Source organism: Balneolaceae bacterium (assembly GCA_034521445.1).
In the GTDB taxonomy this organism is placed as follows: Bacteria; Bacteroidota; Rhodothermia; order Balneolales; family Balneolaceae; genus JAXHMM01.
Genome location: JAXHMM010000012.1, coordinates 36,379 through 57,689, shown reverse-complemented (window position 1 = coordinate 57,689; position 21,311 = coordinate 36,379). Strand labels below are relative to the sequence as shown.

The following is a 21,311-nucleotide window of genomic DNA, read 5'->3' as shown; positions in this document are numbered from 1 at the left end:
AAATCCCCTGCCAATCGACAGATTACCAGACGTCCTACAAACGAACCTCAAAACCAGGAGTGTAGCATGATTCGGCACGTTGTAATGTGGAAACTGAAGGAGGAGGCGGAAGGCGCCTCCCGGCAAAAGAACGCGGAAAAAATGAAACTCATCCTGGAGGGACTGAAGACCACCATCGACGAGATCAAAAACGTGGAGGTGGGCATCAACATCACCGAAAACGAGGAGGACGAAGAGCCCGGTACCGCCTTTGACGTCGTGCTGATCTCCGATTTTGAGACCGAGCTGGATTACACCATGTACACCCGCAACGCCCACCACAAGAAGGCGGTGGATTTTATCAACTCCGTCATTGAGGAGCGGTATTTTGTGGACTACAAGGTGGATACCTAGGCCGGCACAGGTACGCCGGGCGGCCTCCACTGTCTTCGAAGGTTCATACATGCAATCGCCAACACAATCGGCATTACTATGAAAAAACTACTCGTATTCAGCCTGGCGCTGCTCACGGGACTCCTTTTGGTCCCGGGCGAGGCCTCCTCGCAGCAGCAGGCCCAGGTCTTCCAGGGCGCGCGCATCATTCCCATCGCCGGGGAGGTCATCCCCAGCGGCACCCTGGTCGTGCAGGACGGCGCCATCGTGGCCGTGGGCGCGGAGGGCTCCGTATCGGTGCCCTCCGGCGCACAGGTGCACGACATGAGCGGCAAGGTGATCATGCCCGGACTGGTCGACACCCATTCGCACATCGGCGAGGGGGACGGCGGAGACGGTTCGGCCTCCCTGCATCCCGACGTGCGCATCCTGGACGCCATCGATCCCAACTCCGACAGCTTCTACAAGGCGCTGGCCGGCGGCATCACCTCCGTGAACGTGATGCCCGGTTCGGGCCACCTGATGAGCGGGCGCACCGTCTACCTGAAACTTCGGAAATCGGACACCATTGAGGGCATGCTTTTCGTGGATGATCCCATGACCGAGGTGGCCGGGGGACTCAAAATGGCCAACGGCACCAATCCGCTGGGCGGCAGCGGTCCGGGTACGCGGGCCAAATCGGCCGCCATGGTGCGCGAGCTCTTCCTGCAGGCGCAGGAGTACAAGCGCAAGAAGGAGGCCGCCGAAAGCCCCGAGGACATGCCCACGCGCGACCTGGGCATGGAGACCCTCCTGGAGGTGCTCAACGGCGAGCGTATTGTGCACAACCACACCCACCGCCACGACGACATCCTCACCGCCATCCGCCTCTCCCAGGAGTTCGGCTACCGCCTGGTGCTGCAGCACGTCAGCGAGGCGTGGAAGGTGGCCGACGAAATTGCCGAGGCGGGTGTGCCCGCTTCCATCATCACCCTGGACTCTCCCGGCGGAAAGCTGGAGGCGGTGGATATCTCCTACGACAACGGACCCGCCCTCGAGAACGCAGGCGTGCTGACGGCCTACCACACCGACGACGGCATCACCGACTCGCGCCTCTTCCTGCGCTCGGCCGCTTTCGGCGTGCGCGCCGGCATGAGCCGCGATAAAGCCCTGGAGGCCATGACCATCGCCGGGGCGAAGATGATGGACATCGACCGGCGCACCGGCACCCTGGAAGCCGGCAAAGACGCCGACTTCATCGTGCTTTCGGGCGATCCCCTCAGCGTCTACACCCATGTGGAGCAGACCTGGGTGGAGGGCGTCAAGCGCTTCGACCGCTCCGACCCCGACCAGCGCGGCTACGCCACGGGAGGCTACGACGTCTTCCGCGGGCATGTCTACTCCCACGGACACTGACCCCTATCCATGCACACTCTACCATCAATTTCCGACGCCATGAAACGTTTAAAACAACTCATTAGCCTGTCGCTGCTGGTCCTGCTGGCCGGCGGACAGGCCCTGCAGGCCCAGACCGCCGTCCGCGCCGGCACGCTCTACACCATGGATGGCGACCCCATCGAGGACGGGGTGGTGCTGATCCGTGACGGCCTGATCGAGGAGGTGGGACCCGCCTCCTCCGTAAACATTCCCTCAGGCTGGACCGTCCACGAGGCCGAAGTGGTCACCCCCGGACTCATCGACGCCCACACCGTGGTGGGACTGGCGGGAATCTTCAACGTAGACGCCGACCAGGACCAGCTGGAGACCTCCTCCCCTCTGCAGCCCGAGCTGCGGGCCCTGGACGCCTACAACGCCAGGGAGGACCTGGTCAAGTACGTCCTCGACATGGGCGTGACCACCGTGCATACCGGCCACGGGCCGGGTGCGCTGGCCAGCGGCCAGACCATGATCGCCAAGACCCCCTACAACACCGTAGAGGAGGCGGTGGTTGACTCAATCACCATGGTGGCCTTCACACTGGGATCCGACATCTCGGGGGCTTTCAGCTCGCCCGGCACCCGCGCCAAGGCCATGTCCATGCTTCGGCAGCAGTTTATTAAGGCGCAGGAGTACCTGGAGCAGCGCAACAGCGAGGATCCCCCCTCCCGCGACCTGACCATGGAGGTGCTGGCCGACATCCTGGAAGGCAAGGTCACCGCCATGATCACCGCGCAGCGCGCACACGATATCATGACCGCCCTGCGCCTGCAGGAGGAATTCGGCTTTCCCATGGTGCTCGACGGGGCCGCCGAGGCCTACCTGGTAATGGACCATATCCGCGATGCGGACGTGCCCGTCTTTGTTCACCCCACCAAGGTGCGCACCGGCGGCTCTACGCGCAACGCCAGCTTCGAAACCGCCGGAAAACTTGCCGAGGCGGGCATTACCTTCGCCTTCCAGAGCGGCTATGAGGGTTACGTGCCCAAGACGCGTATCGTCCTCTTCGAGGCCGCCATTGCCGCGGCCAACGGGCTGTCCCGCGAGGCCGCCCTGCGGGCCCTGACCATCGACGCCGCCGAGATTCTGGGCATCGCCGACCGGGTGGGCTCCCTGGCACCCGGCAAGGACGCCGACCTCGTGCTCTACGACGGCGATCCCTTCGAATACACCACACACGTCACCCGCGTGTTGGTGGACGGAGCCGTAGTCAGCGATGGACGAACCCCGAGAATATCCCATTGACGGCAGCCTGGACCTCCACCACTTCCGTCCGGAGGAGCTGGGAAGCCTGATCCCCGAATACATCGACGCCTGCCGGGAGCGCGGCATCTACCGCCTGCGCATCATCCACGGCAAGGGCACAGGGGCGCTTCGCCGCGGCGTACATGCCCTGCTGGAGCGCAGCCCGCATGTGCGCAATTACAGCCTGGCGGGCGACCGCAGCGGCTGGGGCGCCACCCTGGTTGAGCTGAAAGTACCGGAAGACTAAGAACCCCCATTACCGCATGTCCTATTCCCGTCACAGCCTGAAGAAGGCCCTTCAAAACCAGGTACGCCGCCTTTCGGAGGCCGTGCAGACCCTGGAGGAGCGCAGCAAGCGCCTCTCCACGCTGCGCCTGCTAACCTTTCTCGGGGGAATGGGACTTATTTACGTGGCCGCGCGCACGGATCTGGTTTGGCTCTTTGTGCTCTGCTGCCTGGCCTTTGCAGGGAGCTTTGCGGCGCTGGTCCTCCGCCACCGCGCCGTCGACGACGCCTGCGAGAAGGCACGCATCTGGAAGGAGCTGCGCGAAAAACACCTGCACCGCATGGAACTGGACTGGGAGGGTATTCCGGCGCCCGAGGCGACGGATCCCGATGCCGACCATCCTTTTGCACGGGACCTCAACCTGGCCGGCCTTCACTCCCTGCACCACCTGTCCGACACTACCATCTACCGGGGGGCAGCGAGAGGCTGCTGGGCTGGCTGACCGCGGGCCGCCCGCCGGAGGACGAACTGCCCCGGCGCACCGCCCTGGTGCGGGAACTGCGCGAACTGCCCCATTTTCGCGACCGGCTGGCCCTCAACGCGCGGCGCGCCCGCAGCCGTCGCGAGGACACCGACTGGGACATGCAGCAGCTCCTGGAGCATCTCGAACACCCGCGCGAGGTGCGATTTGGACCCGCCCTGCTCCAGCTGGGTGGCCTGGCCGCACTCAACTGGCTGCTGCTCGCGCTCTGGCTTGCCGGACTGGCAGCCCCCTGGGTAATCCTCTCTTTTGTGACCTATCTGCTGCTCTACAATTTTCACAGCGGCAAGGTGCGCGGGCTCTTCGAGGAGTCCTACCAGATGGAGAAGCTGCTGAGCCGCTTTCACGCCATCCTGGGCTACCTGGAGTCCTTCCGCTACCGGGAGGGTTCGGAGCTGAAGCGCTTTTGTGCCCCCTTCTGCAGCGGGGAGCAGCGTCCCTCCCGCTACCTGCGCGGCATCGTCCGCCTGGCGGCGGCCGGTGCCCTCCAGAAGAGCCAGCTCGGCTGGGTGGTCGTCAACGCCATGGTGCCCTGGGACCTCTGGTTCACCCGCAAGCTGGAACGCTACAAGGAAGACCTGCGTCCCCGCCTCGAAAGCTGGATGGACCGCTTCTACAGCCTGGAGGCGCTCTGCTCGCTGGCCAACCTGGCCTGGCTCAATCCCGACTACACCTTCGCCCTGCCCCGAGACCTGGAGGAGAAGGACAGCAAGCCTCCCTTCCGGGCCGAGGGCATCGGCCATCCCCTCATTCCCGCCGGGCAGAGGGTCACCAATGATGTGGAAATAGGATCCCTGGGCGATCTGCTGCTGATTACCGGCTCCAACATGTCGGGCAAGAGTACCTTCCTGCGCACCCTGGGCATCAACCTGGCGCTCTGCTTCGCCGGGGGACCCGTCAACGCGCGGAGTCTGGAGACCGTCCCCTTCCGCATCTTCAGCAGCATCAACGTCACCGACTCCCTCGACCAGGGACTCTCCCACTTCTACGCCGAAGTCAAGCGCCTGAGGCGCCTGCTCGAGGAGCTGGAGCGCCCCGGCGAGCCGCCCCTCTTCTTTATGGTGGACGAGATCTACAAGGGCACCAACAACCGCGAGCGCATGCAGGGCAGCACCGCCTTCCTGAAAACCGTCGCCGGACGCCACGCCATCGGACTGGTATCCACCCACGACCTGGAGCTGGCCGCCCTGGAGGAGGAGATCCCCTCCCTCACCAACTGGCACTTCGAGGAGACCATCCGCGACGGACGCATGAGCTTCGAATACAAACTCAAGCCCGGCCCCTGCCCTACCACCAACGCCCTCACCATAATGGAGATGGAAGGCCTGCCGACGGAATAAGTCTTTTAAGTCTTAAAGTCTAATAAGTCGGAAGTCGGGAAGTCGGGGAGTCGGAAAGTCGGGGAGTCGGGGAGTCGGGTTAGAGGGTGACGCCCAGGCTGAGGTAGGCGGTGCGTCCCTTGGCGGGGATGATGCCCGGACCCGGGTAGCCGGTCGCCCGGCGGGTGAAGTATGAGTGTCCGGTAAGATTGTTCACTCCCCCCTCCAGCAGAAAGCGTCCCAGCCGGTATTCGGCCGAGAAATCCATGACGTAGTAGGCCGGGATGATGCCCTCTATGGCCGAGGGCGTGCGCCGGGCGTTGGTGGCATCCGAATACTGTTTGGCTGTGTAGGAGTACTGCAGGCTGGCCTGGAATTCCCCCCGCCGGAAGGTCAGGCCGGCCTTCAGGTTGACCGGCGGCACATGTTCCACCTCCTTGCCCTCCACGCCGGGCACCCGGGAATTCCTGTAGCCGGATTCCAGGAGGGCCAGATTCAGAAAGAGAGAGAGCCGCGTGGAGGAGGATAAGCCGGCGGCCAGCTTCCAGAGATCGGCTTCCGCGTACGATTCCAGTCCGAAAATGGCGGCGTCCGCCACATTGGTCCGGTAGCGGAAGGTACGGTCCACCAGGTTGTTGAAGCGGGGATTGGGCTCGGTTCTGAGCACCGTCCCGATCCGGTCTTCGTAGGAGAGGTAGAAAAGGGTGAGGTCGTACTGGAAGATGTTCTCATGGCTGCCGCGCAGGCCCAGGTCCGCGTTGAATCCCCGCTCATCCCTCAGGTCCGGGTCGACCTCCAGGCTGCCGATGTCCACCCGTATGTCGTTGAAGTTGATCGCCCGGTAATTCTGGGAGTAGTTAGCATAAAGTTCCGTGCTCTCGTCAAAACGGTAGGAGATTCCCAGTCCGTAAAACAGGAAGGAGCGTTCCCGCCGCCGCTGCTCCTCGATGCGCTCGTCCAGGATCACGTTGCCCGCCAGGTCCTTCACAATATTCCGGTAATAGCCCTCCGCCTCGGTGCGTATGTATTCGAAGCGCACCCCCGGGGTCAGGCTGAGCCGGGAGGTGAGGTTGAAAATATTTTCGGCGAAGAGCGCGCGGTTGCGGCTGGGCAGGTCAAAATCAGAGCCCGTCAGGTTGCCGGGGTTCCGGTAGCGGAAATCGGGTCCCGCACCGTCGCTCCCCTCTCCCTGGCGGCGGTGGGTGAAGCCGTTGTAGATCCGGCTGCCGGCCAGGAAAACCGAAATGCCGTCCAGGAAATCGTAGCGGTGTATCAGCCTGGTCTCATTTCCCCAGTTGGCGTAGTCGTCTTTCAGCAGGTCGCGGTTCCCACCCAGGTCCAGCCGGTCGATTCGTTTCAGGTTGCCCACCGCGTCGCGGCCGGCCAGCAGGCCGAAGAAGCGGGTGTTCAGCCGGGTGTTCCCGGAAAACCGGTAGTCCGCCTTCAGCGCCATCAGGTTCCAGTTTACCCGGAACCAGTTGCGCTCCCTGTTCGACTGCCGCGGGTCCCGCTCGAACTGGGTGTCCGTCAGTCCCCCGGGCTGCTGCGCCAGGTAATACATGCGGGTGAATTCGGGACGGACCGTCAGGCGCGCGTTGGGCCGGTACGCCACCGAACCGTAGGCCACATGCTGGTCCAGTCCCGAATTGGGCCGCCATCCCTCGCTGGTCTTGTACTGGTAGAAACCGTAGTAGTTGAATGCTCCAGCCGTCCCCCCCACGCTGTTGAAGGTGTTCAGCAGGCCGTGGGAGCCGATCGTCTGGATGGAGCGCAGCCGGAAGGGGTCGTCCGGCGGGCCGTCCTTGAATACATAGTTGAGCATGCCCCCGAACTGGGTGCCGTACTGCAGCGAGGCCGCGCCGCGCACCACCTCGATGCTCTCCAGGGCCCGTGTGGGAGGCGTGTAGTAGCTTTCGGGATAGCCCAGGGCGTCGGCGGCGATGTCGTAGCCGTTCTGACGCGTGTTGAAATGGGAATTCCGCTTCGGACTGAGTCCCCTCGCCCCGATGCTGGTCTGCACGCCCGCGTCGTCGCTCTGCCAGATATTAAGACCGGCCACACGCGCAAATACCTGGCGGTTGTTGTTGGTCGCCAGGTTGGCCGCCAGGTCCTCCATGACCACCACCTCGTTCTTTTTGGCCTCGTAGATGGCGGTCCCCTCCACCGAACGAAGCCTTTCCAGGCCGAAGGCCTGCTGCCGGCGGTCTCCCACGGTGATCCCGCCCAGGGTGCCCTGGATCATCTCCAGCCTGAAATCCCGCCGCAGATCCCGGCCCGGCATGCGGAGGGAGTCCCTGACGATCTCCATGCCCGGATAGTAGATCACCAGGCGGTAGCTCCCCGGTTCCAGCTTTTCAAAAGCGTACCGCCCCTCCGCGTCCGTGGTGGCCCTCCGCGCCCCGGCCACGCGCAGGCCGCCCTCGAAAATGACGGTGCTGTCGCCCGCCGCTCCCAGGTAGAGGGTGGCCCCGGCCAGCTGTTCCCCCTCCGGGCCGGAGACCTGCCCGCTGAGGGTGGCATGCTGGGCGGCCAGGCTATGGCAGCATCCCAGCAGGAGGAGGAGTGCGGCGGCCGTTTTGCCCGGGTTTATCATTGCTTCCTCCCTCCCATCCAGCTTTGTGCGTTTCGGGGATAGGGCAGGATCCACTCCTTGTGGGCGAGGCCCCTCTCCTTTTCGGTCAGGTCGACCCCGGGATCCACCAGCAGACTGCTTCTGCGGCCGTTGAGCGTCACCCGCGCCTCCACGCTGACGGCCACGTCACCGTACCCCTCCGAACGGTAATGGTCTTCCAGGTAGTGGGCGAACTGCAGGATCATGTCCGGCTGGGTGGCCATCATTTTTTCCTGGTTGGGCGTGAGGAACTCATAATTGGACACCTGCCACTCCCGCCCAGTATCCGGGTCCCTCACGTGAAAGACGGCATGGCCGGCCTTCTCCATCAGCATCACCCTCCAGGAAAAGCGGTAGCCCTCCTCGTTCCAGAACACGTTGCCCGGGTAGAGCAGGTGGCGGTGGGGAACCAACAGTTGGAGCATGAAAAAGATCACCAGGGCGGCATGAAGCAAGCCGCCCCGCAGCGTGGTGCGTACCCCTGCGCTCCCTTCGACCGGGTCGCGGGAGAAGCCAGCGCCCGAAAGGGAGCGTGCCGCCTTCCCCCCTCCCCCGCGCCGGAACGCCAGCTTCCGCCCTGCCGCGCGCATCACGCCCAGCAGTCGTTCATGAAAGGCCGGGGAGAAAAAGATCAGCGTGCAGCCGGTCATGATATAGGGGAACATGCCGATCTGGAAGAGCAGGGCGGTCATGCCGTGAAAGAGCACGACGGCCGCGTAGGCGAAGGCGCGTGTGCGGCCATAGAGCAGGAGAAAGGGGATGGACAGGTCGTACAGGGCCCCTCCCCAGCTGAACAGGTAGGCTGTAACGGTCTCGTCCAGCCATCCGCCGATGAGAGGGAGGTGCGCGCGGGCCGGAAGCCACAACTTCAGGGGCAGCGCCTCCATCAGCCAGTCGGCGTTCAGTTTGGCCAGGCCGGCGTGAACATAGACGATTCCCAGCTGGAGCTTGAAGATATGGACGCACCAGGCGGGAACCGATGCCCTTTTCAGCGAGGGGCGGCGACGCACGTCCAGGGAAAAGCTCCGGTGGGCCGGCACCAGGATCAGCAGAAAACTGACCAGGCTGACGAAATAGTAGTGGTTCAGGTAGTTGGTCTTGTCGATCAGTTCCACCCAGGTGAAACTGAGAAAGAAGAGGAGGGCGGACCACCGGTAGCGGTATCCGAGCATGATCCCGAGAGCGGACAGTCCCATCAGCAGGAACAGCCCGTAGATGGCCGGATCACCGGGAACCGGCAGCCACTCGAAACCGTAGTAGCGGAAGAAATATTCCGGCGTGATGTACAGGTCCCGGATCCAGCCTTTCCAGGCGAAACGAAGGGTGCCGGCCAGCATCAGCGCTCCGAAAAGCACGCGGAAAACCACCAGGGGCGCAATGGAGACCGGCTTCAGGAAAAACCGGCCGGCCCTCTCCCTGAGGGCCTTCGCCCGCGAGCGCATCCCGGTGCCGCTCATGATGGAAGACATCTCAGTCACCGTCATTGTCCTGGTAGGTGATGGTGACGCCCAGCACCGACGCCATGTCCGCCTTTACCAGGGACACCACATCCTGGAGCCGGGTGAAGGCGTCGAGCACCGGTTCGTTATCGTTTTCGATCTGGGCGCTGAGCGGATCGGACACCCCCTGCAGTGCGTTTTCGGCCTCCTGCATCTTCGCTTCTATTTCGGAGGCCAGCTCGTCCGCCCCCGCCGCCTGCAGGTTGTCGCGGAGGCCGGGCCCGTCGATGCCTTCGGTGTCCTCGCCCCTGAAGAAGCGCCGCACCGCCCGGAGGTTGGCGAGAGCCAGCTCCGCGGAATAGCCCCCGTAATAGGCCTCGGTCGCCCGCGGGCGAGGCACGCCGGCGCTGAGCACGCCGGACGGGATGCCGATCTTACCGCTGCGAAGGAAGCGCTCGAAATGGAGGACATAGGCGTTGAACATCATGCCCAACGAACTTCCCTTGTCGGTGCCCGCCCGTTCCTCGCTGAGGAAGGTGCCGAGGTAGTCGCCGCCGGAGCCCTGCCAGTCCGCCAGGGTGGCCCCGGCGAGCGATTGGATTTGGTTGGCGAGGTCCGACAGGTACTGCAGCGCCTCCTCTCCCCCATTCCCGGCGCGGTACCGCTCGAGCAGGGCGGCGTCATCTTCCTCCAGGCCGTACAGCATGTAACCCATGGCGGGGAAACCGGCGGCGTCGCGCTGGCCCACCGCTCCCAGATCGTATTCGCCCGAGGCGATGTTCTCCTCCACCTGGGCGGTGTCCACGGGATAGGTGTTGAGCGAGGGGCGCAACAGGCGCATTTCCGCGGGACCGAAGCTGTAGAGGCTGGCATGCTGCCAGGCCAGGCGGGCGTGTTTCAGCTCCTCCCTGAGGTCCGCCAGGCTGGAGGCGTTCTGTTCCCCGGAGAAGGCGGCCGCGGCGGCCTGCAGCTCGTCCGCTTCCGTTTTCAGCGCCTCAAAGGCGGGCAGCGCCAGGTTCTCACCGTAATTGCGCAGCATGGCCGCACGGTCGAAATCGGATTCCGATTCGCCGGAACCCGCCAGGTCACAGCCGGCGGGCAGCACGGCAAAGGCGAGGAGCAGCAGAAGCGGCAAGGCGAAGTGTTTCAGTCGGTGCATGGTGTTGAACATGGAGCGTTGAATATTCTGTTGCGATTCGGAGGGCAACTCAGAGCTCGTCCTGTACCGGCTCAAGGTCGGGATAGACGTTCAGAAGGGTGGATTTGGCCTGGTTGAGCCCGTCGGCCGTGACCTTCCAGAAGTTGCCGTTCTGGCCGAAACGGCTGTTTTGTATGGTTTCGATCTGGTCGACGGTAATGGCGCGGCGGGGACTGTATTTAAGGGCGTTCACGAAGGCCCAGGCCTCGGAAAGCGTATGAAAGGCCTCGCCCGTATTCCCGGCGGACAGGTGTCCGAGGGTGTCGTTGATGTAGTGCACGGCGGTTGCGGCGGCCACCAGCTCCAGCTGTTCGTAGAGGATGTCCACCTGCTCGTCAAGGGCTGCCTCATCCTTGTTCACGATGGCGGTGCGTCCCCTGATAAAGGCGTCCATGATGGTGCTGTTGGTCCCCAGCATCCCGTCGCGTACGTTATCCACCACGTCGGAGTAGTGTCCCCAGAAGCGGGGCTCATCTTCCCTGTCCTCCGGCCAGTCCGATTGGAAATCGACCGGGACGCCCCAGTAGCCGAAGGCTTCGTCAAAGTGGTGTTCCTTGGGCGTATAGTTGGCTCCTTCGGCCAGATCCTCGTTCTCCACATCGGGACCAATGCGGGCGTCGGTCAGGTAGACGTTGAAGATCTGGTTGTAGAATACGGCGCCCATCAGGCCTTTCTCAATGAGCTGGCCGAATTCACGGCCCTTCTCGTCCACCAGGATGGTATTCCCGCTGTTTTCACGTACCAGCAGGCCGGCCGTGCCGTCGGAGGCGGTGACGCCGTTGGCCCCGTTCTGGCTGGCGGCGGCCGCATCGGCAAAGAGGTTCTCGAATAACTGCTCATCACGGTCAGGCGCGAAGGTCTTGTTGGCCAGTTGCCGGTCGGAGGTGAAAGAGAAGTTTCCCCCGCCGTCACCCCCGGCGTTGGTGTACATATCGAGAAGGACCTGCTCGGAGAGCGTCTGCCCGTCGTCGCCCCTTCCCAGGTAGGCGTCCATTTCCCCGAGCATGTTCAGCCGGTCGGTCTGCCCGGGGTAGGCCACCGAAGAGGCGCCGTCGCGGGTAAACTCATAGGTGTCGGGGGGTTGAAGGTTATCGTCTCCCGAACTCAGGACATCGCAGGAGACAAAGGCAAAGCTGACGAGAAGGCAGGTGAAAAAGGAGGTTGTGGAGAGGAATTTTGACAGTCTCATGGTTATTTTATGGCGTTTCAAATTGTGCAGGCCCAATACTAAGACTATTTAGACTAAATTTAAATAGTGGACAGGATCTTTTTCTCCTCCCTCCCGCTGTAACCTCTAAGCCGCTCTTCGGCGTACCTGGACTGAAGAAACCGAAAATCAGCCGCCGGCCTTGGACCGACATTCCGACAATGCATTGATGCTGCAGGTGAAAAGCGGCGATCTCGATAAACTGGGATTGCTGTTCGAGCGCTATAACCGGCGTCTTTTCGGCTTCTTCTACCGGCTGACCTCGCGTCGCGACCTGAGCGAGGACCTGGTGCAGGGGGTGTTTGAGCGGATTATCACATACCGCCACACCTACTCCGACGAGGGGGCCTTTTCTTGCGACCTGGATCTTCCAGATCGCGCGCAACCTGCACATCGACCACTACCGGAAGAGCAGCGGCCGGGTCGGCGAGGAGGACGATTTCGTGGACCCGGATACCCTGAGCGGGGACCTCCCCCCGCCCGACGGGCATCCCGACTACATCGGGACGGGTCCCGGCCACGACCGGCGGCTCCGACTGCTGAAGGAGGCGCTTGGACGTCTCGATCCCCTGAAAGGGAAACGCTGGTGCTCAGCCGCTACCAGGGCTTCAGGTACCGGGAGATCGCGGAGATCATGGACTGCAGCGAAAGCGCCGTGAAAGTCCGCATCTTCCGCGCCCTGGGCGAACTCAGGGAAATCGTAGCACAGCTCAACAACGAGGAACACCCATGATCGATTCCGAACACATACCCCTGGTGCTATCCCTGGCTGCAAGGCGACCTCGACCCCGGGGAGAAAAAGCGCCTGCAGCAGCTGCTGGACGAGGGCGCCATCGACATCCTCGACCTGAAGGAACTTGAAAGGATCTCGGGCGACCTCGAGCGCCTGCCTGGCGGAGAGCCATCCGCCAGGATGGGCGACCGCTTCTACGCCATGCTGGCCCAAGAGAAGGCCCGCATGCAGCCTTCGCCGGTCGAAAGGCTGCGGCGCTGGGCCGGCGCCCTCCGCTCCCGGCTATCGCCCCTGCGCATGGGACTTGCCGCCGCGATCTTCCTGGCCGGCCTGCTGGCCGGAAGTCTGGACCACTCCCTTCCGGGACGGCCCCGGCGAGCTGCAGCGCCTGCAGAGCGAGGTGGCGCAGATGCGCCAGGTGATGATGCTAAACCTTATCGACAACGGCTCGGCCACCGAGCGGCTCAAGGCCGTCAACATCAGCTCCGAGCTGAACGAGCCCGAACCCCGCGTCAGGGAGGCCCTTATCCGTACGCTCAACCGCGACCCCAACGTCAACGTGCGCATCGCCGCGGTGGACGCCCTGCTCATGCGCGCCTCCGACCCCGGCGTTCGCAGCGCCCTGGGAGCCTCCATCGCGCGACAGGACTCGCCCCGGCGGCAGGCTCGCCCTGGCCGACGCCATGCTGGTGCTGCAGGAGGAGGGCGCCATCGAGGAGCTGCGCGAGCGGCTCCGGCAGGAGGATATGGACGCCACCCTGCGCAGCAAAATTCAGGACACCATCACCAGATCTAAGCTAGAAGGTAACGCCCTATGAAATATCTTCGGTCTTATCACCGCCACAGCCTGTATCCTGCCGGTCGCTGCCGCCTGGCAACCGGCCGCCGCGGCAGCAGACCTCCGAGGAAACCCTTACCCGCAGCGCCCGATTTGCCATGCCGCCGGCGCCGCCAACACCCTCTGACCTGCGCAACATCAACGGTTCGGTGGAGGTGACCGGTTATGACGGTCAGGAGGTGCGCATCACCGCCCGGCGCACCTTCGCGCGCAGCGCCTCCCAGACCATGCCCGGCCTGTGGACGAGATGGAGCTGGTCGTGGAAGAGGAAGGGGACCGCTTAAGCCGCTGACCTGGACGCTCCCTTCATTGAACTTCGGCAAGCGGGGCAACGGCTCTTCTCAACTACCGGGTGGACCGCGACTCCCACCACGACGACTACGAATTTCTCGTACGATTTCACCGTCGAGGTGCCCCGCGCCACGCATGTGGACGCCAGCACCATGAATCGCGGCGACCTCAAGGTCTCCGGCACACGGGGCACCGTGAAGGCGGGCAACCTGAACGGCGACCTGGAGCTGGAAGACCTCGACCGGAACCACCCACGCGCGCACCCTGAACGGCGGCGACATCACCGCGCGGTACCGCCAAAGTCCCTCCGAGGATTCCGAATACCAGACCCTGCAACGGACGCATTGAAGTGTATTACCCCGATGGCACTGGACGCGCGATATCCACTTCAAGAGCCTTCGCGGCGACCTCTACACCGACTTCGAAAATATCACGCGCCTGCAGGCTCGGTGGACGCAACGTCCTCCCGCACCAGCGGCCGCACCAACGCGCTACCGGGTGGACCGGAACAGCCCGGCGCGTATAGGAGACGGTGGATCCCGTCTTCCGCTTCGAGGTGCTCAACGGCGACGTCTACATCCGAAAGATTTAAACCACAAAACCATACTGTAAACGAAAACGTCCAAATTTCTTACTCCTCTCCTATTCGTCATCCTGCTTCTTGGTCGCCGGCCTCCAGGAGGCCCGCGCACAGCAGAGCTCCGAAGACCGGCAGATCGCCATCCCCCTCTCCAACCCCGGGCAGCCCGGCAGCCTTGAACTGGGCGTGGTGCGCGGCAGCATCACCGTCACGGGCTACGACGGGGATGAGGTGCTGATCAACTACGGCGGCGAAGACGCCTCCTCCGGCCAGCAGGAGGTGACCCGACAGGGCCTGCGCCGCAGAAGCGGCAGCGGCATCGGCTTCGAGGTCACCGAGGATGACAACGAGGTGCACGTCGGCGGCGTCTCCCCCATGCGCTCGGTGGACTTCCGCGTCAGCGTTCCCCGAAACTTCGCCCTCCATCTCTCCACGGCGAACGGCGGGAAATCCGCGTGGAAAACGTCAGCGGCGAGATGGAGATCAGCAATGTCAACGGGAAAATCACCCTGGTCAACGTGGGCGGCTCCGTGGTGGCCAACACGGTCAACGGCGACATCAGCGCCACCTTCCGCAGCGTGGCCGAAGGCAAGCCCATGTCTTTTACCAACCTGAACGGCGACATCGACGACGACCTTCCCCCGGTGTGCAAACGAACGCGCGCATGCGCTCGGAGTGGGGCGAGATCTACACCGACTTCGACATGGACCTGGACCGCAGCAGCGGCGTTGACCGCTCCGGCGGCTCGGGCACCTGCATAGGTATCGGGTCAACCACTGCATCAACGGCGCCATCAACGGCGGTGGGCCCTGAATACCAGTTCCGCTCCATGCGCTGGAGACATCTACATCCGGCGGCAGTAGCAGCCCCCTGTAATAATCGGGCGCAGGCTCGTCTATCCTGCAGGGACAACGGCCGGAGCCGTCTCCGGGACCGACTCCCTCGACCGAAACCGTCTCCAGCGGGCCTTCGTACAGCCCGCATATCATACTTGAGGGCGGGGTTGCTCTTCCGGTCTGAACCCTGAACCAAAAAACCGGAGATCCCTGCTGAATCAGAACTACCGCCACTATCTTTTGACCTTCATCCTGCTCTGCATCACGCCCTGATGTGGATCTTCCGCCCGCAGCATCCTGCTGAGGCGACAAAACAGGCCCGAATCGAGGTTCCCGCCGGGGATCCCCCTTTGCCGACGCTCAGGGCGTTCAGACTTGAAAATACCGACCTGCTTCAACTGGACGGCATGCTGGACGAAGCCTTCTGGTCCACCGTTCCCGCTGCCAGCGGCTTTACCCAGCGCAGGCCCGACGACGGAGCTCCCGCCACCGAGCGCACCGAGGTGCGAGCGGTTTATACCGACAACGCCCTCTGACGTGCGAGCCGAAAGGTTTACGACAGCGCCATGGACTCGGTGGCGGCCACCCTCTTCGCCGGACGGCACGGCCTACAGCGACTGGATTTTCGTAAATATCGACAGTTACAACGACGACCGAACCAGCTTCACCTTCGGCGTGAATCCCCGCGGCGTCCGTCGGGATCTGCTGACCTACAACGACTCCGAAGAGAACCTGCGATGGGATGCCGTATGGGAGGCCAAAACACACATAGCCGAACACCGATGGACCGTGGAGATGCGCATTCCCCTCTCCCAGCTCCGTTCCCATTCGAGCACTGAAGTGCAGCACTGGGGCATCAACTTCATGCGGCGCCTGGCCCGCAAGGAGGAGGTTTCGTTCTGGTCGCCCACGCCCCAGGACCGGTCCGGCCTGGTTTCGCAGTACGGTCATCTGCAGGGCGTCGAGCAGCTCGATAAACCCGCCAACCTGGAGATCACCCCCTACAGCTCGGCCAGCCTCACCCGCGCGCCGGGCGAGGCCGCCAACCCCTTTTACCATTCCAACAGCTTCATGGGCGGACTGGGTGCCGACGTAAAATACGGCCTGACGCCCGACTTCAACCTGACGGCCACGGTAAATCCCGATTTTGGACAGGTGGAGGCCGACCCGGCCGTGATCAACCTGAGCGCCTTCGAGACCTTCTATCCCGAACAGCGCCCCTTCTTCCTGGAGGGAACCGACATCTTCCAGTTCGGGCAGACCCGTACCCACGGGCGCTACGGCAACCCGCAGGTCTTCTATTCGCGCCGCATAGGGCGGCGTCCCCAGGGCTCGCCAGGCATGGCGGGCATCGCCAGCAGCTACCGCGACATTCCCGACCAGACCACCATCGCCAGCGCCGCAAAATTCAGCGGCAAGACCGACGGGGGATTCTCCCTGGCGGCGCCGGAACGCCTTGACCCTGCGCGAGGCCGACTATATCGGCGGGGACGGCCGGGAGGCCTCTCTGGCCGTTGAACCCCCCACCAATTACTTTGTGGGACGCGTCAAGCAGGACTTCAACGGGGGGAACACCATCGCCGGGGGATACCTCAGCGCGGTGAACCGCTTCACCGGCGCGGATTACCTCGACAACTTTCTCCATCAGAACGCCTACGTGGGTGGCGTCGATTTTGAACACAGCTGGCAGAATCGGAAATGGAGCGTAAGCGGCGTGCTCTCGGGCACCCTGGTCGACGGTAGCCCCGGGCCCTGCAGCGCACCCAGCGCAGCAGCGCCCGCTACTACGACCGCGTGGACGCCGATTACCTGTCGGTGGATCCCAACCGTACCCAACTGGGCGGATTTGCCTCCGAGGTCTCCTTCGGCCTTTTCGGGGGACCCCACTGGCGGGCGTCGGTCAACCACTCCGTGGTGACTCCGGGCTACGAGGCCAACGATTTGGGCTTCCCGAATTGTCTCCGACTACCACGCCCTTGTGAACTCGCCCATGTACCTGCAGAACGACCCCGGTCCCCTCTTCCGCTCCTTCAACGTAGGCACCTATACCGTGCATGGGTGGAGTTCGGGGTGACCAAATCTCCCACAGCTACAACCTCATCAGCAGCTTCCAGTTCCACAACCTCTGGAGGTTCAACTTCAACGCGGGCTACAACGCCTCGCGCATGAACGACCGCCTGCTTCGCGGCGGCCCCCTGGCAGCCACTCCGGAAAACCGGTACGCCAGCGGTGTGATCTCCACCAACAGTTCGCGGGCCGTGTCCCTGTCGCTTGGGCACCTGCGTTCGGCAATCCGACCGGCGAAAGGAGCGCGACCTATTCGCAAATATTACCGTCCGCCCCACCTCCTACATCCAGCTCATGCTGAGTCCCAATTACAACGTGCAGACGGACACCGACCAGTACGTGACCGCCGTAAGCGACGAGCTGGCCACCAACACCTTCGGGCGTCGCTACGTCATGGCCGACATCCACCAGCGCCGGCTCTCCATGGGCCTGCGCGTGGACTGGACCTTCACGCCCGACTTGTCCCTTCAGGCTGTGCGTCCCTGACCTGAACAGCGGGGACTACTACAACTTCAAGGAGTTCCGCACGCCGGACGCCTTTAAATTCGATATCTACGGCCGTGACAAGGGCACCATCGCCTCCGAAGAGGGAGGTTACCGAGTGGACCCCGACGGCGAGGGACCGGCGGCGGCTTTCTCCTTCCCAAGCAGGACTTCAGCTTCCGCTCCGTACAGACCAACGTGGTCTTCCGTTGGGAGTACCGGCCCGGATCCACCTTCTTCCTGCGTCGGCAGCAGGACCGCTCCTCCTTCCGGGCGAGAGGGAGCCCTGCGGCTCGGCGCGACCTGGACGGGCTCGGCGACACGCTGCCCACCAACGTATTTCTTGTCGAAATGAGCTACTGGTTCGGCTCCTGATCGGCCTCGTAACCATCATCTGTCGGGAGCCTTCCACTAAGGCCGGCAGGGTCGCCTTTTCCGGGTTGGATCCTCTACCCGGGCCGGGGCACGGGGAAATTGGTCTACGGTTCCCGTGCCCCTTCTTTATTGCCCCCATCTACCGCGCAGAGCCCAGTGCCCTGCCCTTACGCCTCCCGTAAATTTGCCTATATTCCGCAGGAAAGCCCTGCAACAGACACCCAAATCCAGCGATGGCGCCCCTATGCCTCTTCTCCGGGAAATATCCGACGCCCACCGCCGCCTCCGCGGCAAGGTGCTCCGCACGCCCCTTGTGCACTCCCGCTGGCTGAGCGGGGCCGTCGGGGGCGGAGGTCTGGCTGAAGCTGGAGAGCGAACAGCACACCGGCTCTTTCGAGGCCCGCGCGCCCTCAACAAGCTGCTCTGGCTGCGCGAGCAGGGCATCGAGGCCCTGCCGGTAACCGCCTCCACCGGCAACCACGGGCAGGGATTCGCCCGCGCGCTGCACCTGCTGGACATGCAGGGCAAGGTCTTCCTCCCCACGGGGCCGACGAATCGAAGGCGGAGGCGGCATCTCCTCCTGGGCGCCAGAGCTGGAGCATCTATGCCGAGGACCCCTACTGAGCCGAAGGCGACATCGTCAGCTGGCCGAAGAGAAAGGGATGGGTCTACGTGAGCCCCTACAACGACCTGCAGGTGGTTGCCGGGCAGGGTACCATTGCGGCCGAAATCTGGGAGCAGGGACCCGCCCCGACGACCGATCCTGGCCACGGTCGGGGGAGGCGGACTCATCTCGGCACTGGCCTGTCACGCACGGGACCGCGACCCTGAGGTGCGCATCCTCGGCGCCCAGCCGGAAAACTCCCCCGAAATGTCCGCTTCGGTGCGGGCGGGAGAATACCGTGACGTGGAGACCCGCCCCACCCTTTCCGACGGCTCGGCCGGCGGCTTCGAACGCAATGCCATTACATTCGACTATTGCCGGAACTACGTAGACCAATTCATCCTGGTGCCTGAAAATGAGATCGAGGAGGGCATCCGCGGGATGATTTCCCGCCACCACAAGCTGGTGGAGGGGTCGGCCGCGGTGGCTGTGGCCGCCCTGCTGCGCGAGCCGGAGCGCTTCGCCGGCCGGACCACCGCAGTGGTGATCTGCGGGGCCAATATTGCAGCCGAGAAGCTGAAAAAGGTGCTTTGCGGGTGATACTTTTCGGGCGATATTCCCGTTCAACAAGCAACCCCAATCAACCGTGCGTAAGACCATGCGCGCTTCTCTTCTTGACCACGCTCTTCCTCTCCTGCTGACCCTCTCACTTCAGGCCCAGGAATCCCGGCAGCCCGCCGCCACCATCCAGGTCAACGCCACTGGAGAGGTGCAGGTGCCGCGGAACCTCGTACAATTCGAGCATTCAGGTGAACGCTGAGGGAAGTTCGCCCCAGCAGGCGCTACGAGCTTCTACAAGGAAACGGGAGACGCGCCCTGGTGGAGCTGCTGAAAGTACGGAATCGCGGGATGACCGCATCCGGTCACCGGCCCGTCTCCATCAGCTCCGTGAACGTAGACCCGCCGTACGGCCGGGGCAGCCTCCCGGTGCGGACCAGCCCAGCAAGTATCTCTTTACCCTCGAAGATTTCGACGATCAGCTGAGCGTATCCGACTGGGACTCATCAGAGGCGAGGCTGCGATCAGTTCAGCGGGAACTTCTCCTCCACCCGGGCCGATTCGGCTCGGACGCAGGCCCTGTCCCAGGCCATCGCAGGAAGCCCGGCGGAAGGCTGCTCTCATCGCCCGGGAAGCGGGGGTCGAGCTGGGTGACATCCTCGAGATCAGCTACGGGGGAGCTGCTTTCCTTCGGAACGCGGCATGATGATGAGCGAGATGGCGATTGACTCGGGCGACCTGATGGAATTTTCGCAGACCGTGACGGTCAGCAGCTCCATCTCCATCCGCTACGCCATCGGCGGGGAGTAGGGTGCCCGCATCTCAGCCACCGGATGCCGGCGGTGGAATCGTCGCGGGCGTAGATGTCGGCCGCGTCGACCGCCTCGAAGAAGCGGCGCACCTTCGGCTCGCCTTCCGGCGCGTTGAGCTCGTAGTACCAGTAGCGCTCCAGGTTCCCCCGGTTCATGAGCTGCTGCATGGTGCCCTGGGACTTGTGTTCGGCGATGACCCAGTTGGCAATGATCTTGTAGTCGAGCTGTGTTTCGTGGCCGAAGGTCTGCGTCCGGTCAAAGACAAAGGGCGTACCGAGCGGTCCAGCCGCGTCAGCGGATAGTCCTCCAGCACCTCGAAGGAGGAGGTTCCTCGTCCGCGCCGGCCATGCTGGTGGCAAGCACCAGGGGACGCTCCTCCGGCGCCATCCCCTCAACGGCGCGAAGCGCCAGGATGGCCGAGGCCTTGTGGTGGCGTGGGTGCCGGGGCATGGCATCATGGTGAAGACAAAGTCGTAGCCCTCCTGGCGGATGGTTTCCCGCAGGGTCGAGACGATATAGTCGGCATCCCACTCCTCCATGGGCACCGCGGGGTCGAGGGAGTACCGGCGGTCCAGCTGTTCGAAGAAGAAATACTTGCGCATGCCCACGATTTCACCCCCGGCCATCAGTTCCTGCTTGCGGATATTGGGCAGCCAGGCGCGTCCCACCTCCTCCTTGTCCAGCTCCTTGCCGTAGATGTAGTTGCCCAGGGTGGAGTAGCGGTAGCCCCCTCGCCATTGGTCATCAGCGCCAGGTCCACCACCCCGTCCAGCAGGTGGTGGTCTTGAAGACTGTAGCGGCGTAGATGGCGTCGTCGTCGGGATGTGCGGTCACCAGCAGAATGCGCGGCTGGTAGTCAAGCTGCGCGGCAGGCGGCTGCGAGGGGGCCTGGGCGTACGCCCGCCTGCCAGCCGGCGAAGGTCAGCAGGGCTGCGAGCAGCAAAGTCAGGAACAGGCGGAATTGTAACGTTGGAACATGGCTCGTTGTATTGGGTTGCAGAACGGTTGAAATGTACGGAACAGCGGTATTAAAATCAAAGCCGCTGCCGGCGGATCCAAGATCTCAGGAGGCGCGCATCTCCTGCAGGATGGGCCGGATGGCCTCCCAGACGGTCTCGGCCATCTTTTCATGGCCCCGCGCGTTGGGTGAATGCCGTCGTTCTGCATGGAATTCCTCGTAGCCGCCGACACCCTCCATCCAGCAAGGGAATGAGCGTGGCGTCGTTCCGCCGGGCCAGCTCGGGATACATCGACTCGAAACGCCCGGTGTAGTCCGGGTCCCAGGTTGGGCGGCACCTGCATGCCGGCGATCACGATACGCGCCTCCGGGTAGGCGTTTCGCACCTTGTCGATGATCTGCTGCAGATTCTGCCGCGTGGAGGCCAGGTCGATGCCGCGCAGCCCGTCGTTGCCCCCCAGCTCCAGCACGAAGAGGTCCACGTGCCGGCGCAGCATCCAGTCGATGCGGCGGAGTCCCCCGGCCGAGGTCTCCCCGCTCAGTCCCCCGTTGACGACCGGCAAGTTCCAGCCCAGCGAATCGATGCGCCGGCGCACCAGCGC

General features: G+C 63.6%; 24 protein-coding genes. 18 read left to right on the top strand and 6 right to left on the bottom strand.

The window, feature by feature from the left end; all coding sequences use genetic code 11:
* Window positions 1–66 precede the first annotated feature (66 nt).
* The 6 genes from U5K31_12850 to U5K31_12825 all read left to right on the top strand — a co-directional run bounded on the left by U5K31_12850 (window position 67) and on the right by U5K31_12825 (window position 5,140).
* Entirely contained in the window at window positions 67–393 is a 327-nt protein-coding gene (locus U5K31_12850) for a Dabb family protein (GenBank protein MDZ7773609.1), read from the top strand.
* 78 nt (window positions 394–471) lie between these two features.
* Window positions 472–1,767, top strand: a complete 1,296-nt coding sequence (locus U5K31_12845) for an amidohydrolase family protein (protein MDZ7773608.1) — start codon at window positions 472–474, stop codon at window positions 1,765–1,767.
* A 39-nt stretch (window positions 1,768–1,806) separates the two neighbouring features.
* Entirely contained in the window at window positions 1,807–3,033 is a 1,227-nt protein-coding gene (locus tag U5K31_12840) for an amidohydrolase family protein (GenBank protein MDZ7773607.1), read from the top strand.
* Window positions 3,005–3,280: a Smr/MutS family protein gene (locus U5K31_12835; GenBank protein MDZ7773606.1), complete on the top strand. Its 276-nt coding sequence runs from the start codon at window positions 3,005–3,007 to the stop codon at window positions 3,278–3,280. The genes U5K31_12840 and U5K31_12835 overlap by 29 nt, the downstream gene beginning before the upstream one ends.
* A gap of 16 nt (window positions 3,281–3,296) precedes the next feature.
* Complete coding sequence (locus tag U5K31_12830) at window positions 3,297–3,761, top strand: hypothetical protein (GenBank protein ID MDZ7773605.1); 465 nt, start codon at window positions 3,297–3,299, stop codon at window positions 3,759–3,761.
* Between the two features lie 47 nt (window positions 3,762–3,808).
* A complete protein-coding gene (locus tag U5K31_12825) occupies window positions 3,809–5,140 on the top strand; it encodes a hypothetical protein (protein MDZ7773604.1) in 1,332 nt (443 codons plus the stop codon).
* A 79-nt stretch (window positions 5,141–5,219) separates the two neighbouring features.
* Here U5K31_12825 and U5K31_12820 read toward each other — a convergent pair whose 3' ends face one another.
* From U5K31_12820 to U5K31_12805, 4 genes are read right to left on the bottom strand one after another with little or no spacing between them, the layout of a single operon-like run.
* Window positions 5,220–7,712 carry a TonB-dependent receptor gene (locus U5K31_12820; GenBank protein MDZ7773603.1) on the bottom strand — a complete coding sequence of 831 codons (2,493 nt, stop codon included), beginning with the start codon at window positions 7,710–7,712 and terminating at the stop codon, window positions 5,220–5,222.
* A complete protein-coding gene (locus U5K31_12815; GenBank protein MDZ7773602.1) occupies window positions 7,709–9,199 on the bottom strand; it encodes an HTTM domain-containing protein in 1,491 nt (496 codons plus the stop codon). Before U5K31_12815 ends, U5K31_12820 begins: the two co-directional genes overlap by 4 nt.
* Window position 9,200: 1 nt before the next feature.
* Window positions 9,201–10,328: an imelysin family protein gene (locus U5K31_12810; protein ID MDZ7773601.1), complete on the bottom strand. Its 1,128-nt coding sequence runs from the start codon at window positions 10,326–10,328 to the stop codon at window positions 9,201–9,203.
* A gap of 49 nt (window positions 10,329–10,377) precedes the next feature.
* The gene (locus U5K31_12805) at window positions 10,378–11,556 is read right to left on the bottom strand and encodes a DUF4856 domain-containing protein (protein ID MDZ7773600.1); all 1,179 of its coding nucleotides are present in this window, start codon (window positions 11,554–11,556) and stop codon (window positions 10,378–10,380) included.
* A 160-nt stretch (window positions 11,557–11,716) separates the two neighbouring features.
* On the opposite strand from U5K31_12805, the gene U5K31_12800 reads away from it, so the two are divergent.
* From U5K31_12800 to U5K31_12745, 12 genes are all read left to right on the top strand, one after another.
* On the top strand, window positions 11,717–12,307 hold the full coding sequence (locus tag U5K31_12800) for an RNA polymerase sigma factor (GenBank protein ID MDZ7773599.1): 591 nt from the start codon (window positions 11,717–11,719) through the stop codon (window positions 12,305–12,307).
* Between the two features lie 304 nt (window positions 12,308–12,611).
* Window positions 12,612–13,103 carry a hypothetical protein gene (locus U5K31_12795; GenBank protein ID MDZ7773598.1) on the top strand — a complete coding sequence of 164 codons (492 nt, stop codon included), beginning with the start codon at window positions 12,612–12,614 and terminating at the stop codon, window positions 13,101–13,103.
* Between the two features lie 140 nt (window positions 13,104–13,243).
* Complete coding sequence (locus U5K31_12790) at window positions 13,244–13,429, top strand: hypothetical protein (GenBank protein ID MDZ7773597.1); 186 nt, start codon at window positions 13,244–13,246, stop codon at window positions 13,427–13,429.
* Window positions 13,430–14,097: 668 nt separating this feature from the next.
* A complete protein-coding gene (locus U5K31_12785; protein MDZ7773596.1) occupies window positions 14,098–14,631 on the top strand; it encodes a hypothetical protein in 534 nt (177 codons plus the stop codon).
* A gap of 571 nt (window positions 14,632–15,202) precedes the next feature.
* A complete protein-coding gene (locus tag U5K31_12780; protein MDZ7773595.1) occupies window positions 15,203–15,388 on the top strand; it encodes a hypothetical protein in 186 nt (61 codons plus the stop codon).
* Between the two features lies 1 nt (window position 15,389).
* Entirely contained in the window at window positions 15,390–16,370 is a 981-nt protein-coding gene (locus U5K31_12775) for a DUF5916 domain-containing protein (GenBank protein ID MDZ7773594.1), read from the top strand.
* Window positions 16,309–16,770: a hypothetical protein gene (locus U5K31_12770; protein MDZ7773593.1), complete on the top strand. Its 462-nt coding sequence runs from the start codon at window positions 16,309–16,311 to the stop codon at window positions 16,768–16,770. Before U5K31_12775 ends, U5K31_12770 begins: the two co-directional genes overlap by 62 nt.
* Window positions 16,771–17,123: 353 nt before the next feature.
* Complete coding sequence (locus U5K31_12765) at window positions 17,124–17,405, top strand: hypothetical protein (protein MDZ7773592.1); 282 nt, start codon at window positions 17,124–17,126, stop codon at window positions 17,403–17,405.
* A 195-nt stretch (window positions 17,406–17,600) separates the two neighbouring features.
* Window positions 17,601–17,777, top strand: coding sequence for a hypothetical protein (locus tag U5K31_12760; GenBank protein MDZ7773591.1), 177 nt, complete (start codon window positions 17,601–17,603; stop codon window positions 17,775–17,777).
* Window positions 17,778–18,021: 244 nt separating this feature from the next.
* Complete coding sequence (locus tag U5K31_12755; GenBank protein ID MDZ7773590.1) at window positions 18,022–18,453, top strand: hypothetical protein; 432 nt, start codon at window positions 18,022–18,024, stop codon at window positions 18,451–18,453.
* Window positions 18,454–18,477: 24 nt separating this feature from the next.
* Entirely contained in the window at window positions 18,478–18,981 is a 504-nt protein-coding gene (locus U5K31_12750; protein ID MDZ7773589.1) for a pyridoxal-phosphate dependent enzyme, read from the top strand.
* Between the two features lie 46 nt (window positions 18,982–19,027).
* The gene (locus U5K31_12745) at window positions 19,028–19,201 is read left to right on the top strand and encodes a hypothetical protein (GenBank protein ID MDZ7773588.1); all 174 of its coding nucleotides are present in this window, start codon (window positions 19,028–19,030) and stop codon (window positions 19,199–19,201) included.
* Window positions 19,202–19,705: 504 nt separating this feature from the next.
* On the opposite strand, the gene U5K31_12740 is transcribed toward U5K31_12745, so the two are convergent.
* Together U5K31_12740 and U5K31_12735 are read right to left on the bottom strand one after the other, a co-directional pair.
* Window positions 19,706–20,419, bottom strand: coding sequence for a hypothetical protein (locus tag U5K31_12740; protein ID MDZ7773587.1), 714 nt, complete (start codon window positions 20,417–20,419; stop codon window positions 19,706–19,708).
* Between the two features lie 277 nt (window positions 20,420–20,696).
* Complete coding sequence (locus tag U5K31_12735; protein MDZ7773586.1) at window positions 20,697–21,305, bottom strand: GDSL-type esterase/lipase family protein; 609 nt, start codon at window positions 21,303–21,305, stop codon at window positions 20,697–20,699.
* Window positions 21,306–21,311 lie beyond the last annotated feature (6 nt).